The organism is Pseudomonas sp. S49 (assembly GCF_009866785.1).
Lineage (GTDB): Bacteria > Pseudomonadota > Gammaproteobacteria > Pseudomonadales > Pseudomonadaceae > Aquipseudomonas.
Window position 1 is genome coordinate 228,727 of the sequence record NZ_CP019432.1, and the last position, 18,987, is coordinate 247,713.

The following is an 18,987-nucleotide window of genomic DNA, read 5'->3' on the forward strand; positions in this document are numbered from 1 at the left end:
CCAACCTTTTTGTAGGGACATGGACAGCCGAATGCCTGCCACTTACCGCGATGCTTTGCGTGCAGCGCTGCTTTATCTCGTGCTTGCCGCTGCCTGGCTGCAGGGCACTGATCATTTATTAAACAATTTCTTCGATGACTCCGTCGATCTTGCCCGATGGCAACTGATCAACGGTTACCTGTTTGCGGCAGTCAGCGCCGGACTGATTTTCCTGGCGCGAGCGCGTTTGTGGGAGTTCCTCGGGATTGGCGCGCGTTTGCGTGAGCGCCACGCTGATCGCGAACGCTTACGCCAAGCGGCGGCAGTGTTCGATTGCACCCGTGAAGGCGTATTGGTCACCAACCGTGATGGATTGATCGTGCACGTCAACCGCGCGTTCATGGAGATCACCGGCTACCAGCGCGAAGAAGTGCTCGGTCAGCAGCCGAGCCTGTTCAAGTCCGGCCACCATCCGCCGGGTTTTTATCAGGCAATGTTTGCCACCCTGGAATCTCAGGGCGAGTGGAGCGGCGAGATCTGGAACCGGCGCAAAAGCGGCGAGATTTATCCACAGTGGCAGACCATTCGGGTCATTCACGATGATCAGGGCCGGATCAGCCATTACGTTGCGGTGTTTTCCGACATCAGCGCGATCAAGGATTCGGAGCATGAACTCAAGCACCTCGCGCACCACGATCCGCTGACTGATCTGCCCAATCGTTTGCTGTTCAGCGACCGCGCCGAGCAGGCGCTGGCCTCGGCGCAAAACCACAAGCGCGGCTGTGCATTGCTGATGCTCGATCTCGATCACTTCAAGATGATCAACGACAGCCTCGGCCATAACGTAGGCGATCGCTTGCTCAAGGCTGTGGCGGCGCGTTTGCAGGCGCTGTTCGGCCCCGGCATTACCCTGGCGCGGCTCGGTGGTGACGAGTTCGCGGTGCTGGCGGAAAGTTGTCCACAGCTGGTGCAGGCAGCGGCGTTGGCGCAACGGATTCTCGATGCACTGAAGGAGCCGTTCAGCATTGATGGCAATCAGTTGTTCATCAACGCCAGCCTCGGCATCAGCCTGTTCCCCAGTGATGCGTTGAGCGCCGAGCAGCTGTTGCGCAATGCCGACGCGGCGCTGTTCAAGGCCAAAAGTAGCGGTCGCAACGGTTACGCCTTGTATACCGAAGAACTCACTGCTCACGCCCAGCAGCGCGTCGAAATCGCTTTCGAACTGCGCCGCGCGCTGGAACAGCAGGAATTGCGCGTCTACTACCAACCGGTGCATGACTTGAAGACCGGTCGCCTGATCGGCGTCGAAGCCTTGGTGCGCTGGCAGCATCCGCAGCGTGGTCTGGTGTCGCCGGCGGAATTCATCCCGATTGCCGAGCGCACCGGGCTGATTGCCGAAATCGACGCGTGGGTGATGCAGCAGGCATGTCGGCAGATGTGTGAGTGGCAGCAGGCCGGGGTCGTGCTGTCGTTTGTCGCGGTGAATGTTTCGTCACGATTGTTCGCCCGGCGTGAGTTGTATCAACAAGTCGCGCAGGTGCTGCATGACACCGGTCTGGATCCGGCGTATCTGGAACTGGAGGTGACGGAAAGCGCGGTGATGGATGATCCGGAGGTGGCGCTGGAGCAGATGCATCGTTTGCGCGAATTGGGCATTCGCCTGGCCATCGATGATTTCGGCACGGGTTACTCGTCGCTGCTGCGGCTCAAGCGCTTGCCGGTGCAGAAACTGAAAATCGATCAGGGTTTTGTCGCAGGGTTGCCGTGGGATGAGGATGATGCGGCGATTGTCCGGGTGATTATCGCGCTGGCCCGGAGTATGGGCATGCAGGTGCATGCCGAGGGCATCGAGCAGGTTGAGCAGGCGGCGTTTTTGCTGGAGCAGGAATGTGATCTGGGGCAGGGGTACTGGTTTGGGCGGCCGGTTCCGGAGCAGGAGATTGATTGGGCGAGAACTCCGGTGATTGGTTTAAAGATCAAATGATCGCAGCCTGCGGCAGCTCCTACACCGATCCCTGTAGGAGCTGCCGAAGGCTGCGATATTTTGCTTCAACAGGCTGCAAACCCTTGCCCCGCCACATAATGTTTTTCAGTTATATAAACATTCTTAAATAGTCTTTTTAAGAATATCCGTGCCTCTCTTATATTGCTCCTACGCCGAACGCAGTGCCGCCCACTGCCAGGCATATCCCATTCAAAGGAGCAGCACCATGAGCGCATCCCTTCGCAGCGTTGACGGTCAGGACGAAAGCACCATCTTGCGTGAAATCCAGAGCGCCCTGCGCGATCTGCGTTTTGGCGCGGTGGAAATCACTGTGCACAACGCGCAGGTCGTACAGATCGAACGCAAAGAGAAATTCCGTTTGCAGCAACCCGGTAAACAACCGGGCTAAAAGATCGCAGCCTGCGGCAGCTCCTACAGGGGGCTGTGCGTAGGAGCTGTCGAAGGCTGCGATCTTTGAACCGGCAACACGATTTCCGAAATACATAAGAAAAAGCCACCACCAAGAATTTCAGGAGCTTTCACCATGTCGTCGATTCGCCGTTACGCTTTGGCCGCGCTGGCCAGTGCTGTGTTTGCCGGTTCCGCGGTTGCCAAGGATTACGAACTGCTCAATGTGTCGTATGACCCGACGCGCGAGCTGTATCAGGACTACAACGCTGAATTCATCAAGTTCTGGCAGAAAGATCACGCCGGCGACACCGTGAAAGTCCAGCAATCCCACGGTGGTTCGGGCAAGCAGGGTCGTGCGGTGATCGACGGCCTGCGTGCTGACGTGGTGACCCTGGCACTGGCCGGTGACATCGACGAAATCGCCAAACTCGGCAAGACCCTGCCCGCCGACTGGCAGAAGCGTCTGCCGGAAGCGAGCACGCCGTACACCTCGACCATCGTCTTCCTGGTGCGCAAGGGCAACCCGAAAGGCATCAAGGACTGGGGCGATCTGGTCAAGAACGACGTCTCGGTGATCACGCCGAACCCGAAAACCTCCGGCGGCGCACGCTGGAACTTCCTCGCCGCATGGGCCTACGGCCTGAAAGCCAACGGCGGTGACGAAGCCAAAGCCAAAGAATACGTACAGACCCTGTTCAAGCACGTGCCGATCCTCGACACCGGTGCACGCGGTTCGACCATTACCTTCGTCAACAACGGTCAGGGTGACGTGTTGCTGGCCTGGGAAAACGAAGCGTTCCTGGCGCTGAAAGAAGATGGCGGCGCCGACAAGTTCGACATCGTCGTGCCTTCGCTGTCGATCCTCGCTGAACCGCCAGTAGCCGTGGTCGACAAGAATGCCGAGAAGAAGGGCAACGAGCAGATCGCCGAAGCCTATCTGAAGCACCTGTACAGCCCGGCCGGTCAGGAAATCGCCGCAAAGAACTTCTACCGTCCGCGTGACAAGGACGTGGCCGCGAAGTACGCCCAGCAGTTCCCGAAACTGGACCTGGTGACCATCGACAAGGACTTCGGCGGCTGGAAAACCGCGCAGCCGAAATTCTTCAACGACGGTGGCGTGTTCGACCAGATTTATCAGGCGCAGTAATCTGACTTCAGCCACACATCAAGCTTGAAGCCAGGCGCGGAAAATGTGGGAGTGAGCTTGCTAGCGAAAGCGGAGTGTCAGACGACGTAGAGTTGACTGATACTCCCTCCTCGCGAGCAAGCTCGCTCCCACATTGGTGCGTTCAGCGGAATGCTTTTTAACCAAGGACTTTTATGTCGCGTCGTATCTCCCCCGTCATACCCGGCTTCGGGCTGACGCTGGGCTACACCTTGGTGTACCTCAGCCTGATTGTGCTTATCCCGCTGGCGGCGATGTTCGTCCACGCCGCCCAACTCACCTGGGATCAGTTCTGGACGATCATTTCCGCGCCGCGGGTGCTGGCGGCTCTGAAGCTGAGCTTCGGCACCGCGCTGTGTGCCGCAATCATCAACGGCATCATCGGCACGTTGCTCGCTTGGGTGCTGGTGCGCTACACGTTCCCGGGGCGCAAGGTGATCGACGCGATGATCGATCTGCCCTTCGCCCTGCCGACAGCGGTGGCCGGTATCGCGCTGACCGCGCTGTATGCGCCGGCCGGTCTGGTCGGGCAATTCGCCGCTGATCTCGGTTTCAAGATTGCCTATACCCCGCTGGGTATCACCCTCGCGTTGACCTTCGTCACCCTGCCGTTCGTGGTGCGCACGGTGCAACCGGTGTTGGCCGACATTCCCCGTGAAGTCGAAGAAGCCGCCGCGTGCCTCGGTGCGAAGCCATGGCAGGTGTTCCGCCACATCCTCGTCCCCGCGCTGCTGCCCGCGTGGTTGACCGGTTTTGCCCTGGCGTTCGCGCGTGGCGTCGGCGAGTACGGTTCGGTGATTTTCATCGCCGGCAACATGCCGATGAAAACCGAGATTCTGCCGCTGCTGATCATGGTCAAACTCGACCAATACGATTACACCGGCGCCACCGCTATCGGCGTGTTGATGCTGGTGGTTTCCTTCGTCCTGTTGCTGCTGATCAACTTGCTGCAGCGGCGCATCGAAACCCCATAAGGAGGCGCGAACCATGTCCCAATCGTCTATTGCGGCCGCCTCTTCGGCCAACGCCGCGCGTCGTGGCAGTGCCACTTCGCGCAGAATCCTGATCGGCCTTGGCTGGCTGGTCTTTTTCCTGTTTCTGCTGCTGCCGTTGTTCATCGTCGTATCGCAGGGTTTGAAGAATGGCCTCGGCGCATTTTTCACCGCGATCTTTGAACCGGATGCACTGTCGGCACTGAAACTCACCGTGTTCGCCGTGCTGATTTCGGTGCCGCTGAACCTGGTGTTCGGCGTCAGCGCTGCCTGGTGCGTGAGCAAGTACTCGTTCCGCGGCAAGAGCATGCTGGTGACGCTGATTGACCTGCCGTTTTCGGTATCGCCGGTGATCGCCGGTCTGGTCTATGTGTTGATGTTCGGTGCGCAGGGCCTGTTCGGGCCGTGGTTGCAGGATCACGACATCCAGATCGTCTTCGCCTTGCCGGGCATCGTACTGGCGACGATCTTCGTCACCGTGCCGTTCGTGGCCCGTGAGCTGATCCCGCTGATGCAGGAACAAGGCACGCAGGAAGAAGAAGCCGCGCGCCTGCTCGGCGCCAACGGCTGGCAGATGTTCTGGCACGTCACCGTGCCGAACATCAAGTGGGGTCTGATCTATGGCGTGGTGCTGTGTACCGCGCGGGCCATGGGTGAGTTCGGTGCGGTGTCGGTGGTCTCCGGGCACATTCGCGGGGTGACCAACACCTTGCCGCTGCACGTCGAGATCCTCTACAACGAATACAACCACGTGGCCGCGTTCGCCGTGGCGAGCCTGTTGCTGATCCTGGCGCTCTTCATCCTGCTGCTCAAGCAGTGGAGCGAAAACCGTATCAACCGCCTGCGCGCCAGCGCCGCGGAGGAATAATTCATGTCGATCGAAGTGCGTAACGTCAGCAAGAATTTCAATGCCTTCAAGGCGCTGGACAACATCAGCCTGGACATCCACAGCGGTGAGCTGGTCGCGCTGCTCGGCCCGTCGGGCTGCGGCAAAACCACGTTGCTGCGGATTATCGCCGGTCTGGAAACCCCGGATAACGGCAATATCGTCTTCCACGGCGAAGACGTTTCCGGTCACGACGTGCGTGATCGCAACGTCGGTTTCGTGTTCCAGCACTACGCGTTGTTCCGCCACATGACCGTGTTCGACAACGTCGCGTTCGGCCTGCGCATGAAACCGAAAAACCAGCGCCCGAGCGAAAGCCAGATCGCGACCAAGGTGCATGAACTGCTGAACATGGTGCAGCTGGACTGGCTGTCGGATCGTTATCCGGAGCAGTTGTCCGGTGGTCAGCGTCAGCGTATCGCCCTGGCCCGTGCCTTGGCGGTCGAGCCGAAAGTACTGCTGCTGGATGAGCCGTTCGGCGCGCTCGATGCCAAGGTTCGTAAAGAACTGCGCCGCTGGTTGGCGCGTCTGCACGAAGACATCAACCTGACCTCGGTGTTCGTGACCCACGACCAGGAAGAGGCGATGGAAGTTGCTGACCGCATTGTGGTGATGAACAAGGGCGTGATCGAACAGATTGGCTCACCGGGCGACGTCTACGAAAACCCGGCCAGCGATTTCGTTTATCACTTCCTCGGTGATTCGAACCGCTTGTTGCTGAGCGACGACAATCACGTGCTGTTCCGCCCGCATGAAGTGTCGTTGTCCAGACATGAGCTGGAGGATCACCATGCGGCTGAGGTGCGTGATATCCGGCCGTTGGGCGCGACCACGCGGGTGACGTTGAAGGTGGAAGGGCAGACTGATCTGATCGAGGCCGAAGTGGTGAAAGATCACGACAGCCTGATCGGCTTGGCCAAGGGTGAAACCTTGTTCTTCAAGCCGAAGGTCTGGCAGAAAGTCGCCAGCCTTTAACTGATCGTTCCCACACTCTGCGTGGGGATGCATCCCGTGACGCTCCGCGTCACAGTGGACGCGGAGCGTCCATGGCGGCGTTCCCACGCAGAGCGTGGGAACGAGCAGGGTTGAAGTCTAGATAGCCGCACGATTCGGATTGACCCGCACTACCCCCGCCCGCGCCTCGATCTGTTCTTTCAATTCATGCCGCATCCCGAGCATGAATGCCAACTCGGCCACGACAAACAACGGCCCGACAATCAGCCCCGACACGTCATCGACAAACGCCGGTTTGCGCCCTTCATAGTGATGCCCGACAAACTGGATCACCCAGCCAACGACAAACATCGCCAGCCCGCTGCTCAACCAGACCATGGTGCTCTGCTGCGCCAATACATGCCCGGCCCAGACTGACAGGCCCATCAGCACCGTCATCAACACCCCGAGCTTCACTTCCAGGCGCAAGTAAAACCACGCCGACGCCAGCGCCACGATAACGGCCGGAGATATCCACAACCCGCCCAGCGACCATTCCGGACGCGACAACAACACCGCCACGGCCACCACGATCAGCGGAATGCCGATAAAGTGGCTGGCGATGTTGCGCGGATCGCGGTGGTAGGCGGCGTATTGACTGAGATGGTCGACGAGGCTTTTCATTGTTGTTCCTCCGGTAGGGTTGATCGCATCATCCCTCGGGATCGGGGTTCGCTCTGTCAGGCAGGCGACAATCCAGGAGTGTTTATGCAAATTCGTTCGCGATTGATGAGCGGCCAGTGGTTCAGTCATCTGCCGGCATCCTTTCAGGATAGTCTGTTGGCGGCGGCCCGGGAGCGGCGGCTGACGGCAGGGCAGCGCTTGTTTCAGCGTGGTGATGCGCCGTGCGGCTTATACGCAGTACTCGACGGCGCGGTGCGCATCGGTGCGGTGAGTGAGCAGGGCAAAGAGGCGTTGTTGAGTCTGGTGGAGGCGCCGCACTGGTTCGGCGAAATCTGCCTGTTCGATGGCCAGCCGCGAACCCATGACGCTTATGCGGTCGGGCCGTGCACGCTGCTCAATATCCCGCAGGCACCGTTACTGAAGCTGCTTGATGAAAATCCAGTGTACTGGCGACATCTGGCGCTGCTGATGAGCCACAAACTACGCCTGACCTTCATCAACCTCGAACAACTGAGCCTGCTGCCAGCGCCGGCACGTCTGGCTCATCGGTTGCTGATGATCGCCGAAGGCTACGGCGAACTCGACGCGCCGCGTCGTGTACTGCAACTGCCGCAGGAGCAGTTGGCGTCGATGCTGTCGCTGTCGCGGCAGACCACCAACCAGATCCTCAAGGATTTGCAGGGGCAGGGGATTATCGGGCTTGGGTACGGCGAGATCGAAATCCTTGATGCCGCGCGATTGCGTGCCCTGGCCACGATCTAACGGGCACCTGAGATCCCCTGTGGGAGCGAGCCTGCTCGCGAAAGCGGTGGGTCATTCAACTGACATTTCGACTGACCCGACGCCTTCGCGAGCAGGCTCGCTCCCACATTTTTGATCTGTGTTGATTTAGGAACCGCGATAGGTCGAGAAGCCGTACGGGCTGAGCAGCAGCGGGATGTGGTAATGCTGATCGGTCTGCTTCACTTCAAAAATCACCGGAATCTCCGGGAAGAAGGTGTCGTGCTTGATCTTCTTGTAGTACTCGCCGGTCTTGAACACCACCCGATATTCACCCGCTTCAAAAGGCTGTTTGGCCGGGAACAATTCGGCAATCCGCCCTTGTTCATTGGTCGTGCCCTGCGCCAACGGCTGCCAGTTCTGGCCAACGTGTTTTTCCAGGGTCACGTCGATGCCCGGCGACGGCAGGCCGTTTTCCAGGTTGAGCACGTGCACGCTCAACGGATTACCGGCGGCGAGTGCAAGGCTTGAAAACGCGCTCAGGCCGAGCGCGGCGAGGGTCATGCGCAAAGTGCTCATGGATGCATCTCCTTATTGGGAACGGGTAGTGGCCAGACCGGTTTTTCCGGCAGCCTTGATCGCACAGTTTTCGTCTTGCTCACCGCCGCCGGAACCGGCCACGCCAATCGCGCCGACCAGCTCATCAGCGGCGAACAACGGAATGCCGCCGCCGAGCAACAACAACTCGTCGAGGGTGTTGAGGTTGGCGGTTTCCGGATTGCTGCGAGCACGTTCGGCGAACAACCGGGTGGCGGTTTTGGTCGACAGCGCGGTATACGCCTTGCGTTGGCTGGCGGCGGTGTTGTGCGGACCGACACCGTCGCCGCGCAGGGCCACCAACAGATTGCCGCCCCGATCGAGCACCGACACCGTGCCGGTGCAGTTGGCCATTGCCGTGTCGGCGAGAAGGCGTGCAGTTTTCAGGTCGAGGTCGGCGTGACGCGGCAGCTCAGGGCTGGCGACAGCGGCGCCACTGAGGCCGATCATCAGGCCTGCAACGAGGAATTTAACGGTCATGGACAGCCTCCAAAAGCGAAGGTCGCCACCTTAATCGCCGGCCTTCGTCAGAACCTCGTCAGTCTGATTACAAGTTTGTAATGGGCAACGCCGCCGAAGGCGCCTAGCCTGTGTGCCTGATCAATCGAGGTGTGCCATGCGTTTGCTGGTCGTAGAAGATGAAGCCAAAACCGCGAATTTCCTCGCCAAGGGCCTGGGCGAGTCCGGTTTTGCCGTGGACGTGGCGCTCAATGGCCTCGATGGGCGCTACTTTATCGAGCAGCAGGAATATGACCTGATCATCCTCGACGTGATGCTTCCCGGCCTCAACGGTTGGCAATTGCTGCAACTGATCCGTCAGCGCGGCGCCACGCCGGTATTGTTCCTGACCGCCAAGGACGCCATCGAAGACCGCGTGCGCGGGCTCGAACTGGGCGCCGACGATTACTTGCTGAAACCCTTCGCCTTCGCCGAACTGCTCGCGCGGGTACGCACGTTGCTGCGGCGCGGGCCAATGCGCGAAGCTGAGTCGTACACCATTGCCGATCTGGAAATCGATGTGCTGCGCCGCCGCGTCAGTCGCGGTGGTCAGCGCATTGCCCTGACCAACAAGGAGTTCGCCCTGCTGCAACTGCTCGCCAGTCGCCAGGGCGAAGTGCTGTCGCGTACACTGATCGCCTCGCAGGTGTGGAACCTGAATTTCGACAGCGACACCAACATGGTCGAGGTTGCAGTGCGTCGTTTGCGCTCCAAAGTCGATGATCCCTACATGCCGAAACTGATCCACACCGTGCGCGGTGTCGGTTATCAACTGGAAGCGCCCGACGATGCGCTCTAGGTCGATCGCCTGGCGCCTGGCGCTGGCGTTCGCATTGGTCTGCGCCTTGGTGTTGAGTGCTATCGGCGTATTTCTCTACCGCTCGCTGGCCTCGGAAATCGCCTACCGCGACGACCTCGCATTGCTTGGACGACTGGAGCAAGTGCGCGCCTTGCTCGCCGACAGCGACAGCCTCGATGCCTTGCAGGCACGGCCGCGGCTGTATCAGAACATGCTCGGCAATCTCGACAGCCTGCTATTGGTGCGCCGCGCCGATGGCTCCAGTGTGATCGCCATCAACCCACGTCAACGCGATCTACCGAGGCTGAACGCGATCCCCCGCGAGCAGGCGCCGCAGCGCCGCGATGTGCTGACCTGGCAGGCTGCGGATGGTGCCGAACTGGCCCTGTTATCCGGCGATGCACAAGGACCGGACGGTGAGCCGCTGACGGTTATCGCCGGCAAAGTGCTGAGTGAACGCGAGCAGATGCTCGGTAGCTATCGCTTGCGCTTGTACCTGTCCGTTGGACTAGGCGCGTTGCTCGCCTTTGCCCTGGGCTTGCTGTTGTTGCGCCGGGGTCTGCAACCGTTACGGCAGTTGAGCGAAGCGGTACGCGGCATCGATCTGCGCAGCCTCGATCAACGCTTGCCCGCCAACGGCACGCCTGCCGAACTGCTCGAACCGGTGCAGGCGCTCAACGGCATGCTGGCGCGGCTGGACGACAGCGTGCAGCGCCTGTCGCAGTTCTCCGCCGACCTCGCCCACGAGATTCGTACGCCGCTGCACACCTTGCTGGCGAGCAACGGTCAGGCGCTGAATCATCCGCGCAGCACCGAGGAGTATCAGGAAGTGCTGGCGTCGAACATGGAAGAGTTCGAACGGCTCAAGCGCATGGCGGAAAACCTGATGTTCCTGGCCCGCGCTGAGCAGGCCGAGCGCGCGCTCAATCTGCAAACGCTGGATTTGCAAAGCGTTGGCAGTGAACTGTGTGATTACTTTGAAGCCTTGGCCGATGACCGCGAGTTGCGCCTGGACAATCAACTGCATGGCGAACTGCTTGCCGATCAGCAACTGTTGCAACGTGCGCTGGGCAACTTGCTGGCGAATGCCGTGCGCCACGCTGACTCCGGAACCGTGATCAGCCTGCGTCGCCGCGATGAGGCGGGTTGGTGCTGGTTGCAGGTGCACAACCTCGGGCCGACAATTGCGTCGGAGCATCTGGGCAAGCTGTTCGACCGGTTCTACCGCGTTGATCCTTCGCGCGCGGAGCCGGGGGATTCGGGTGGGTTGGGATTGGCGATCGTGCAATCGATCATGCTGTTGCATGGAGGGCAGGTGTGGGTGAACAGTGATGCGGCGGGTACGGTTTTTGAGCTGGGTTTTGTGGTGAATTGAAGGACGTCTTCGCGAGCAGGCTCGCTCCCACATTTGGAATGCGTTTCACATGTGGGAGCGAGCCTGCTCGCGAAGGCGTGGGAGCTGACGACCCAACCCTGGAATCAGTCAGCGCAACCCATCACGAAACTGCCCAGGTGTCAGCCCCGTCCAGCGCTTGAACGCGCGGCTGAAGCTGCTGGTGTCGGCAAACCCGAGCAAATAACTCACCTCACTCAACGAGCACTGCGGATCGCGCAGATGCAGCAACGCCAGATTCTCGCGGCTCTCATTGAGCAACGTGTCGAAGCGACAACCCTCATCCGCCAGATGCCTTTGCAGGCTGCGCAAGCTCAGGTGCAACGCTTGGGCAATCCGTTCAGCACTCGGCTCGCCTTCCGGCAATTGCTCTTCAATGGCATCGCGCACCTTGCGCTCCCATGTCAGCGGTTTGAGCTGGGCCATCGTGCGTTTGAGCACGGCTTCGTTGTGTTCGGCGAGTTCCGGGTTGGCGTCGTCGAGGTGGCTGTCAAAGTCGGCAAGGGCGAACTCCAGGCGATCCTCCGCACAACCAAAATGCACCGGAGCGCGGAAGACCTTGTGCCATTGGTGCGCATCGCTCGGTTCCGGGCGGCGCAGATAAACCGCCAGCGGCGCGTAATCGCGACCAAGACGATTGCGGCAGGTGCGCACGTAGATCGCGGTAAACGCATCGATGGCTTCGAAGGCCGGCGCCGGATTGCCTGACGGAATTTTCAGACGGAATTGATAGCGGTCGTCGCTGCGGCTCAGCTCCAGTTCCAGCGCGTCGCTGACCACCGGGTGATAGCGCACGATGCGCTCGAACACCTCGCGCAAACTGCCGCTGGCGACCAGCGCATAACCGAGGGCATGGAACGTGGTCGGGCTGACAAAACGTGACACACGCAAGCCAATCGCCGGATCGCCGCTGACCTGCACGGCAATTTCCCACAGGCGCGTGGTGCCGGACAGTGGATAGCGCGCGTTGGGGTCGTCCATCAAATTCGGATCGAGCCCGGCCTGCTGACACAGGGCAATGCTGTCCAGTCCCAGCGCATCGAGTTGTTTGCGCAAGGCTCGGGTCCAGCTGGCGAGGGAGGTCGGTTCCTTCATGCTGATTGGCGCTTCCGGTCAACAGGTTGGCGTTTTCGGCTACCGCAATTGAAGCCTTGGCGAGGCACGATGCGAACATCATAAACCCGAGGATGGAAGCATGGACGGTACTTCTGCAAGTCCCCAGCGACACAATGCGGCCCAGCGATCAGCGCATATTCGCCAAGTGGTGCTGGCCAAAGGCGTCGAATTGCGCGAGCGCTACCCGATTCTCAAGCATCAGGACGCGCTGGGCGCGGGGATTCTGGCCTTTGCCCTGATCGGGATGATTGGTTCGGCGGCGCTGTACATCAGCGGCCACATGGCGTGGTGGGCTTGCCTGCTGCTCAATGCGTTTTTCGCGTCGCTGACCCATGAACTGGAACACGATCTGATCCACAGCATGTATTTCCGCAAACAGCGTGTGCCGCACAATTTGATGATGGGCTTGGTGTGGCTGGCGCGGCCGAGCACGATCAATCCGTGGATTCGTCGGCATCTGCACCTCAATCATCACAAGGTTTCTGGCACAGAAACCGACATGGAAGAACGCGCGATCACCAACGGCGAGCCGTGGGGCTTCGCGCGCTTGCTGATGGTTGGCGACAACGTCATGTCAGCGTTCATCCGCATGCTGCGGGCCAAGACCTGGGCGCACAAGTTCAGCATCATCAAGCGCACGTTGAAGGTGTATGCGCCGCTGGCGCTGGTGCATTGGGGCGCGTGGTATGTGTTTCTCGGTTTTCACGCGGCCAATGGCATCGCCTATCTGCTGGGCTCGCCGATCGAATGGTCAGCGACGACGTTGTCGGTGATGCAGGTGATCGATATCGCCGCCGTGGTGATCATCGGCCCGAACGTGTTGCGCACCTTTTGCCTGCACTTCATCAGCTCGAACATGCATTACTACGGCGATGTCGAGCCGGGCAATGTGTTGCAGCAGTGTCAGGTGCTCAACCCTTGGTGGCTGTGGCCGTTGCAGGCGTTCTGCTTCAATTTTGGCAGCAGTCACGGGATCCATCATTTTGTCGTGAAGGAGCCGTTTTACATTCGCCAGATGACCGTGCCGGTGGCGCATAAGGTGATGCGTGAGATGGGCGTGCGGTTTAATGATTTCGGCACGTTTGGGCGGGCGAACCGGTTTGTTCGTCGGGATGAAGTTGCGGTGTCTGGGGAGGCGGTGGAGGCCTGACAGAAGGCGCCCTCACCCTAGCCCTCTCCCGGAGGGAGAGGGGACCGATTGGGGGATATTGGGGAAGTACGCCGACCTGAATGTTCCTCAGTGAATCCATAATCGACCCGATTTTTCAGGTCGATGTATAGCGAAAGACACCTCGGTCGGCCCCCTCTCCCTCTGGGAGAGGGATGGGCGGGCGGCGTTCCGATGAGGGGCTTTTGATCTTCGCCTCAATCCGGCTGAAACGGCGACTCACTGAGAATAACCCCGGTTTCCTCGACATACTGCTGCCAATGCCCAATCAACGCGCTGAGCTTCTCCGGCTGACTCACCGCCAGATCATGAATCTCTCCCGGATCGCTGGCCAAATCATAAAGCTGCCAAGTCGCCGGCCCGACCGGTCCCGGGATCCACACCGCTTTCCAAGACCCCTGTCGAATCGCCCGGCGCCCGAACAATTCCCAACCCGTGACCGTGTGCTCGTCATGCACCTGCGCAGTCTCACCCGACAAGAATCCCAACCAGGATTTGCCACGCAGCGGTGCTACCGGTTTACCGTGCCAGAGCTTGCCCGGATGACGCACACCGGCCAGATCGAGAATCGTCGGCGTGATGTCCATCACCGTGCCGAAGCCATGGCTGATCTGCCCTTTGATCGCCAGCTGCGGATAGTGCAGCAACGCCGGCACGCGAATCCCGCCCTCGGTGGTGAACGCCTTGAACAGCCGCGACGGTGCGGTAGCCACCTGCGCCCAGTTCGGCCCGTACCAGACATAGGAATTAGCCCGACCAATGTTGTCGAGGCTGTTGTCGTAATGCTGGCTGAGATACGTCACCAGTTCCGGGCCGAATTTGGGGAACGCTTCCAGCAGCGCACCTTCGGCACCGTTGTCCGACATGAACAGGATGAACGTATTGTCGAGCTGCCCTTGCTGGCGCAGATAGTCGACGACCCGGCCAATGTTCCAGTCCATGCGCTCGACCATTGCCGCGTAGACCTCCATGGTCCGCGCGGAAATCTGTTTTTGTTCCTCGCTCAATGCGTCCCACTGCTGGGTCAACTGAATCAGTGGATGCGGCTCGACGTCCGGTTCGATCAGGCCGAGGGATTTGAGTTTTTCCAGACGCTCCAGGCGCAGCACTTCAGGGCCCGCGTCATAGCGGCCACGGTATTTTTCGACGATCTCGGCCGGTGCCTGCAACGGCCAGTGTGGCGCGGAGAACGGCAGATAAGCGAAGAACGGCCGGGTCTGGTCACGTTCCTTGAGGTACTGCAGCAACTTGTCGCCAAAGGCATCGGAGGAATAAAAGTCCTTCGGCAATTCATCAAGGAAAGTATCGTCCTCGATGTACAGCGCCGGAGTGGATTTCAGCAGGCCGGGTGTTTGCTCATCGTAGGTTGGCTCGAAACCGTAATGGTTGGCCGCGCCCGGCAGCAGCGAAAACGAACGCTCGAAACCTCGCGCATGGGGCGCCAGTTCAGCCTTCAAACCGAGGTGCCATTTGCCGCTCATCAATGTTTGATAACCGGCGTCGCGCAGCAACTCCGGCAGCGCCACCACGCGATCGTTGAGATAGCCCTCATAACCCGGTTTACCGATCAGTTCCGGCGTCAGCGTTTCGGCCATGGTGCCGATGCCGGCGATGTGGTGATCGGTGCCGGTGAGCAGCATCGAGCGGGTCGGCGAGCAGGTCGGTGCGGTATGAAAGTCGGTGAGGCGCAGGCCATTGTTGGCCAGGGCATCAAGGTGCGGCGTGGCGATTTCGCCGCCGAACGCGCCGATATCGGAGAAGCCTAAATCGTCGGCCAGAATCACCAGAAAATTGGGACGTTGCGGCATCGCAAAACTCCTGTTCAGCAGGCAATGAACGTCAGCGGCAGATCGCGGATCTGCACCGGCACGCTCGGTTGGTAATGGTCGTCACTGGTCAGCTCGTGCAGCAGTTCTTCACGCAGCTGATGGAAGTCGAAACTGCTGCGCTGGCGCGGGTGCGGCAGGGCGATGTCGACCACTTGCTTGATCCGCCCCGGACGCGGCTCCATCACCACCACGCGGTCGGCGAGGAAGATCGCTTCTTCGACGTCATGGGTGACGAGGATCGTGGTGATTTTCGCGCGATCACGGATCGCCAACAGCTCGTCCTGCATCTGCTGGCGAGTCAGCGCATCGAGCGCGCCGAAGGGCTCGTCGAGCAGCAGAATACGCGGGCTGGCGACGAGGCCGCGAGCAATCGCCACACGCTGGGCCATGCCGCCGGACAGCTGGTGCGGATAGGCGCGAGTGAAGTCGCGCAGGCCGACCAGCTCGATGAAGTCGTTGATCCGTTGTTGCTTCTGCGCAGCGCTCAGCGGCTCGTTGACCAGGCCCAGGCCGATGTTGTCCGCGACGGTCAGCCACGGGAATAAACGGTGCTCCTGAAAGACGATGCCGCGCTCGCCGCCGATGCCGCTGACGGCTTTGCCGTCGACTGTGATCTGCCCGCGAAACTGCGTATCAAGACCCACCAGCAAACGCAGCAAGGTAGATTTGCCGCAGCCGCTGGAACCGACAATGGCGACGAATTCGCCTTCGGCAATGTCCAGGTTGAATTCGCGAATCGCCTCCAGTTCGAAACCGTCGACGTCGAAGGATTTGCCTACGTGTTTAAAGCTGACAATCGGTGCGTTCATGCGTGTCTCCAGCGGGTCGCGCGAATTTCCAGGCGTTGGCCAATGAGGTTGAGCAGGGCGCCGGTGAGACCGACGAAAAGCATGCCGGCCATGATCAGATCCATGCGCAACAACTGTTGTGCGCCGATCATCTGGCTGCCGATGCCGCCATTGGACGGCATGAAATATTCCGCACCGATGGTGCCGAGCCAGGCGTAGATCAGGCTCAATCTGAGGCCTGCGAAAATCCCCGGCGCAGCGCCCGGCAACACCAGTCGACGCAGGCGTTGGCCGAGGCTCAGGCGCAACACTTGGCCGGCTTCGCTGAGTTGTGGCGACAGGTTGGCGACGCTGCGCTGCGTGGCGATAAACAGCGGAAAGAACGCGGCGAGGGCGACGAACACCCACTTCGCCAGTTCGCCCAGACCGAACCACGCGGTGAGCAGCGGCACCCAGGCGAAAATGGCGATCTGGCGGAGGGCGGCGAGGGTTGGACCGAGCAGTCGTTCGCTGGTGCGCGACAAGCCCAGCAGCAAACCGAGGGCGAAACCGAGTCCGCCGCCCAACAGCAAACCGCCGAGGGTGCGACCGAGGCTGAGGGCCATACCGCTGATCAACGTGCCATCAAGCAGGCCGTTCCATGCCGTGCTCAAAACGGCCAGCGGGCTGACCAGAATATTGGCATCGACCCACTGCAGTTCGTTTGCCAATTGCCACAGCGCCAACAAGCCTAGCGGCAGCAGCCACGGCTGCAGACGCTGCCAGCCGTCATAACGCGGGCCGCGACGAATTTCGGCGGTGGCCGGATGCGGCCAGTGCACCAGTTTTTTGTCCAGCAGACCGATGCCGCGATCCATTGCCACGCCAATCAACCCGATCACCACGATGCAGACGAAAACGATATCGAGCATGAACAGCTGTCGCGCCCAGACCATCAGGTAACCAATGCCTTCACTGGAGGCCAGCAGTTCGACCGCCAGTAATGAGGTCCACCCGGCGGCCAGTGCCAGACGCACGCCAGCCATAAACGCGGGAAGAGCAGCGGGCAACACCAGGCGGCGCACCAGCAAGTGCGGCGGCAGACGCAGAACCGCGGCGGCTTCACGCAATTTCGGTTGGGCGTCACGCACGCCGACCAGCGTATGCAGGGTCACCGGCACCACAACCGCTTTGATCAGCACCACCAGTTTCAGCACCTCGCCGATACCGAAAAACACCATGAACAGTGGAATCCACGCCAGCGTCGGTATTTGCGAAAGCCCAGCGAAGGTCGGGAAGATCAAGCGTTCAAGACGACGACTGAATCCCAGCGCTGCACCGAGCAATGCCCCCGCAGAAACCCCCGCGAGCAGGCCCCAGAACAAACGTTGCAGACTGATCCACAAATGGCTCCACAGCTCGCCCTGCGACAACTCGACAGCACTGTTCCACACCAGTGAGGGCGCGGGCAGGATCTGTTCGCTCATCCACTCATTGCGCGCGGCCAGCCACCACAGCGCGAACAGGCTCAGGGGCAACAGCCACGGCAACAGACTTTGGTTCAGGCTTGGCCAGGTACGGCGGCTTTTCAGCGGCGGCGCGGGGAGCGGGAGACTGAGCAAGGATTGGCGGGCCATGGGTGACCTCCGTTGTCGGGTTGGCTCAAGATCAAGATCAAAAGATCGCAGCCTTCGGCAGCTCCTACGGGGGAATGCGTCCTTGAATTGACCCCTGTAGGAGCTGCCGAAGGCTGCGATCTCTAGCGGCATTAGCTAAGAGCTAATGGTTATAAATAATCTTTAATAAGTTATTTTTAGAGATAAGCAGCGCCATTTAAGGCTTCCAGCCCACACGCATCCAATGCATTCGAAGAATATTTTCGATGCTGTTAATGCATACGCCGCTGCAAGCCCCGTTGTTGCTTGCTTAGCGTTAAAAGCTATAAAAATGTGCATTTATAGTATTTAAGCGAAGGTATTCATTCGGCCTACTTTCGGCTCCTCAACGCCTGTCGTGATCAAGGAGCTGCACCCATGAACCTCCCCTTCAAACGTGTTTTCAGTCTGTTTGCCGTTCCTGCTCTGGCGGGCCTGCTGGCGTTCACCGCCCACGCTGACGAACTCAAGGAAATCAGAATCGCCGTGCCCGACCTGAGTGCTGGCACCCAGCACAGCGGCGGCGGGGTGGTCGACGTATTGCGAGATCAGCAGATCCTCGAAAAAGCCTTCGCTGATCAGGGCATCAAGATTCAGTGGAGTTTCTTCAAAGGTGCCGGGCCGGTGATCAACGAGGCATTTGCCAATGGCCAGGTTGATCTGGCATATCTGGGCGATCTGGCGGCAATCATCGGCAAGTCCAATGGCCTCGACACCCGCTTGCTCAGTGCCACGGCGCGTGGGGTGAAGCAGTATCTGGGCGTGGTGCCGGGCTCCGGAATCAAGACCCTGCAGGATTTGAAAGGCAAGCGCGTGGCGATCTTTCGGGGCACCGCAACGCAGTTGTCGTTTGATGCGGCACTGGCCAGCCAGGGCTTGAGCGAGAAGGATCTGAAAGTCATCAACCTCGACTTCACTGGCGCGACCGCTGCGCTGGCAGCGAAGCAGATCGATGCATCGTGGGGCAGTTCCGGGTTGGCGGCATTGCAGACCAAGGGCTTGGCCGAGTTGCCGCTCAACACCAAAGATCTCGGCGGTGCTGGCAGCGTCCAATCGGTTCTGGTCGGCACTGGCAAGTTTGTCGATGCACATCCGGAGGCGGTGGCGAAATTGCTCAAGGCGCAGCAGCAGGCAGTGGAGTGGCTGACCCAGGACAGCAACAAGGCTGCCTATGTGCAGTTGGTTTCGGGGCTGGCGAGTTATCCGCCGGTAATCCTCACCGAAGATCTGAAGGATCAGAAATTGAGCGAAGTGTTCCCGTCGACGCTGGATCCGGTGTTCCTTGGCAGCTTGCAGGACAAAGTCGATCTGGCGGCGCAGCAGAAGCTGATTCGCAAGCCGTTCAAGGTGAATGATTGGGTGGCGCCTGAGTTGGCGGCGGCCAAGCTCTAACGTACACCGATCGTTCCCA

At 60.0% G+C, this 18,987-nt stretch carries 18 protein-coding genes; 11 read left to right on the forward strand and 7 right to left on the reverse strand.

All coding sequences use genetic code 11. From position 1 onward, the window contains the following. The first annotated feature begins 31 nt into the window (after positions 1-31). The 6 genes from dibA (at position 32) to PspS49_RS01010 (ending at position 6,392) form a co-directional block, all read left to right on the forward strand. Entirely contained in the window at positions 32-1,963 is a 1,932-nt protein-coding gene (gene dibA, locus PspS49_RS00985; protein ID WP_160037772.1) for a phosphodiesterase DibA, read from the forward strand. A 226-nt stretch (positions 1,964-2,189) separates the two neighbouring features. Continuing rightward, a complete protein-coding gene (oscA, locus tag PspS49_RS00990) occupies positions 2,190-2,372 on the forward strand; it encodes a sulfur starvation response protein OscA (RefSeq protein WP_007917682.1) in 183 nt (60 codons plus the stop codon). 135 nt (positions 2,373-2,507) lie between these two features. Next, positions 2,508-3,521, forward strand: a complete 1,014-nt coding sequence (locus tag PspS49_RS00995) for a sulfate ABC transporter substrate-binding protein (RefSeq protein WP_160037774.1) — start codon at positions 2,508-2,510, stop codon at positions 3,519-3,521. 173 nt (positions 3,522-3,694) lie between these two features. Beyond that, positions 3,695-4,513: a sulfate ABC transporter permease subunit CysT gene (gene cysT / locus PspS49_RS01000; protein WP_007917680.1), complete on the forward strand. Its 819-nt coding sequence runs from the start codon at positions 3,695-3,697 to the stop codon at positions 4,511-4,513. Positions 4,514-4,526: 13 nt separating this feature from the next. After that, complete coding sequence (gene cysW, locus PspS49_RS01005) at positions 4,527-5,399, forward strand: sulfate ABC transporter permease subunit CysW (RefSeq protein ID WP_038367233.1); 873 nt, start codon at positions 4,527-4,529, stop codon at positions 5,397-5,399. A 3-nt stretch (positions 5,400-5,402) separates the two neighbouring features. Continuing rightward, positions 5,403-6,392, forward strand: a complete 990-nt coding sequence (locus tag PspS49_RS01010) for a sulfate ABC transporter ATP-binding protein (RefSeq protein ID WP_095113898.1) — start codon at positions 5,403-5,405, stop codon at positions 6,390-6,392. A gap of 117 nt (positions 6,393-6,509) precedes the next feature. Here PspS49_RS01010 and PspS49_RS01015 read toward each other — a convergent pair whose 3' ends face one another. Further along, positions 6,510-7,034, reverse strand: a complete 525-nt coding sequence (locus tag PspS49_RS01015; RefSeq protein ID WP_150750248.1) for an Mpo1-like protein — start codon at positions 7,032-7,034, stop codon at positions 6,510-6,512. Between the two features lie 84 nt (positions 7,035-7,118). On the opposite strand from PspS49_RS01015, the gene PspS49_RS01020 reads away from it, so the two are divergent. Beyond that, positions 7,119-7,796, forward strand: coding sequence for a Crp/Fnr family transcriptional regulator (locus PspS49_RS01020; protein ID WP_160037776.1), 678 nt, complete (start codon positions 7,119-7,121; stop codon positions 7,794-7,796). Positions 7,797-7,922: 126 nt separating this feature from the next. Here PspS49_RS01020 and uraH read toward each other — a convergent pair whose 3' ends face one another. Together uraH and PspS49_RS01030 are read right to left on the reverse strand one after the other, a co-directional pair. Then, entirely contained in the window at positions 7,923-8,333 is a 411-nt protein-coding gene (gene uraH, locus PspS49_RS01025; protein WP_160037778.1) for a hydroxyisourate hydrolase, read from the reverse strand. A gap of 12 nt (positions 8,334-8,345) precedes the next feature. Continuing rightward, positions 8,346-8,831 carry a heme-binding protein gene (locus PspS49_RS01030; protein ID WP_150750245.1) on the reverse strand — a complete coding sequence of 162 codons (486 nt, stop codon included), beginning with the start codon at positions 8,829-8,831 and terminating at the stop codon, positions 8,346-8,348. A gap of 136 nt (positions 8,832-8,967) precedes the next feature. Between PspS49_RS01030 and PspS49_RS01035 the strand changes: the two genes are divergently transcribed. Together PspS49_RS01035 and PspS49_RS01040 are read left to right on the forward strand one after the other, a co-directional pair. Then, positions 8,968-9,648, forward strand: coding sequence for a heavy metal response regulator transcription factor (locus PspS49_RS01035; RefSeq protein WP_038367211.1), 681 nt, complete (start codon positions 8,968-8,970; stop codon positions 9,646-9,648). After that, positions 9,638-11,023, forward strand: a complete 1,386-nt coding sequence (locus tag PspS49_RS01040) for a heavy metal sensor histidine kinase (protein WP_160037780.1) — start codon at positions 9,638-9,640, stop codon at positions 11,021-11,023. The genes PspS49_RS01035 and PspS49_RS01040 overlap by 11 nt, the downstream gene beginning before the upstream one ends. Before the next feature lie 108 nt (positions 11,024-11,131). On the opposite strand, the gene PspS49_RS01045 is transcribed toward PspS49_RS01040, so the two are convergent. Beyond that, positions 11,132-12,136, reverse strand: a complete 1,005-nt coding sequence (locus PspS49_RS01045; protein WP_160037782.1) for an AraC family transcriptional regulator — start codon at positions 12,134-12,136, stop codon at positions 11,132-11,134. 100 nt (positions 12,137-12,236) lie between these two features. On the opposite strand from PspS49_RS01045, the gene PspS49_RS01050 reads away from it, so the two are divergent. After that, complete coding sequence (locus PspS49_RS01050; protein WP_150750243.1) at positions 12,237-13,307, forward strand: fatty acid desaturase; 1,071 nt, start codon at positions 12,237-12,239, stop codon at positions 13,305-13,307. A gap of 215 nt (positions 13,308-13,522) precedes the next feature. On the opposite strand, the gene PspS49_RS01055 is transcribed toward PspS49_RS01050, so the two are convergent. From PspS49_RS01055 to PspS49_RS01065, 3 genes are read right to left on the reverse strand one after another with little or no spacing between them, the layout of a single operon-like run. Continuing rightward, a complete protein-coding gene (locus PspS49_RS01055; protein ID WP_160037784.1) occupies positions 13,523-15,133 on the reverse strand; it encodes an arylsulfatase in 1,611 nt (536 codons plus the stop codon). 14 nt (positions 15,134-15,147) lie between these two features. Beyond that, entirely contained in the window at positions 15,148-15,963 is an 816-nt protein-coding gene (locus PspS49_RS01060; RefSeq protein ID WP_150750241.1) for an ABC transporter ATP-binding protein, read from the reverse strand. Continuing rightward, on the reverse strand, positions 15,960-17,558 hold the full coding sequence (locus PspS49_RS01065) for an ABC transporter permease subunit (RefSeq protein ID WP_160037786.1): 1,599 nt from the start codon (positions 17,556-17,558) through the stop codon (positions 15,960-15,962). Before PspS49_RS01065 ends, PspS49_RS01060 begins: the two co-directional genes overlap by 4 nt. Positions 17,559-17,954: 396 nt before the next feature. Between PspS49_RS01065 and PspS49_RS01070 the strand changes: the two genes are divergently transcribed. Continuing rightward, on the forward strand, positions 17,955-18,968 hold the full coding sequence (locus tag PspS49_RS01070; protein ID WP_160037788.1) for an ABC transporter substrate-binding protein: 1,014 nt from the start codon (positions 17,955-17,957) through the stop codon (positions 18,966-18,968). Positions 18,969-18,987 lie beyond the last annotated feature (19 nt).

What these genes read in the sequence shown, in the direction of transcription:
- PspS49_RS01045 (WP_160037782.1), bottom strand. Translation starts at nt 12,136, where the DNA reads ATGAAGGAACCGACCTCCCTCGCCAGCTGGACCCGAGCCTTGCGCAAA.
- PspS49_RS01010 (WP_095113898.1), top strand. Translation starts at nt 5,403, where the DNA reads ATGTCGATCGAAGTGCGTAACGTCAGCAAGAATTTCAATGCCTTCAAG.
- cysT (WP_007917680.1), top strand. Translation starts at nt 3,695, where the DNA reads ATGTCGCGTCGTATCTCCCCCGTCATACCCGGCTTCGGGCTGACGCTG.
- PspS49_RS01040 (WP_160037780.1), top strand. Translation starts at nt 9,638, where the DNA reads ATGCGCTCTAGGTCGATCGCCTGGCGCCTGGCGCTGGCGTTCGCATTG.
- PspS49_RS01065 (WP_160037786.1), bottom strand. Translation starts at nt 17,558, where the DNA reads ATGGCCCGCCAATCCTTGCTCAGTCTCCCGCTCCCCGCGCCGCCGCTG.
- cysW (WP_038367233.1), top strand. Translation starts at nt 4,527, where the DNA reads ATGTCCCAATCGTCTATTGCGGCCGCCTCTTCGGCCAACGCCGCGCGT.
- PspS49_RS01060 (WP_150750241.1), bottom strand. Translation starts at nt 15,963, where the DNA reads ATGAACGCACCGATTGTCAGCTTTAAACACGTAGGCAAATCCTTCGAC.
- PspS49_RS01030 (WP_150750245.1), bottom strand. Translation starts at nt 8,831, where the DNA reads ATGACCGTTAAATTCCTCGTTGCAGGCCTGATGATCGGCCTCAGTGGC.
- PspS49_RS01070 (WP_160037788.1), top strand. Translation starts at nt 17,955, where the DNA reads ATGAACCTCCCCTTCAAACGTGTTTTCAGTCTGTTTGCCGTTCCTGCT.
- uraH (WP_160037778.1), bottom strand. Translation starts at nt 8,333, where the DNA reads ATGAGCACTTTGCGCATGACCCTCGCCGCGCTCGGCCTGAGCGCGTTT.
- PspS49_RS01020 (WP_160037776.1), top strand. Translation starts at nt 7,119, where the DNA reads ATGCAAATTCGTTCGCGATTGATGAGCGGCCAGTGGTTCAGTCATCTG.
- PspS49_RS01015 (WP_150750248.1), bottom strand. Translation starts at nt 7,034, where the DNA reads ATGAAAAGCCTCGTCGACCATCTCAGTCAATACGCCGCCTACCACCGC.
- dibA (WP_160037772.1), top strand. Translation starts at nt 32, where the DNA reads ATGCCTGCCACTTACCGCGATGCTTTGCGTGCAGCGCTGCTTTATCTC.
- PspS49_RS01035 (WP_038367211.1), top strand. Translation starts at nt 8,968, where the DNA reads ATGCGTTTGCTGGTCGTAGAAGATGAAGCCAAAACCGCGAATTTCCTC.
- PspS49_RS01050 (WP_150750243.1), top strand. Translation starts at nt 12,237, where the DNA reads ATGGACGGTACTTCTGCAAGTCCCCAGCGACACAATGCGGCCCAGCGA.
- PspS49_RS00995 (WP_160037774.1), top strand. Translation starts at nt 2,508, where the DNA reads ATGTCGTCGATTCGCCGTTACGCTTTGGCCGCGCTGGCCAGTGCTGTG.
- oscA (WP_007917682.1), top strand. Translation starts at nt 2,190, where the DNA reads ATGAGCGCATCCCTTCGCAGCGTTGACGGTCAGGACGAAAGCACCATC.
- PspS49_RS01055 (WP_160037784.1), bottom strand. Translation starts at nt 15,133, where the DNA reads ATGCCGCAACGTCCCAATTTTCTGGTGATTCTGGCCGACGATTTAGGC.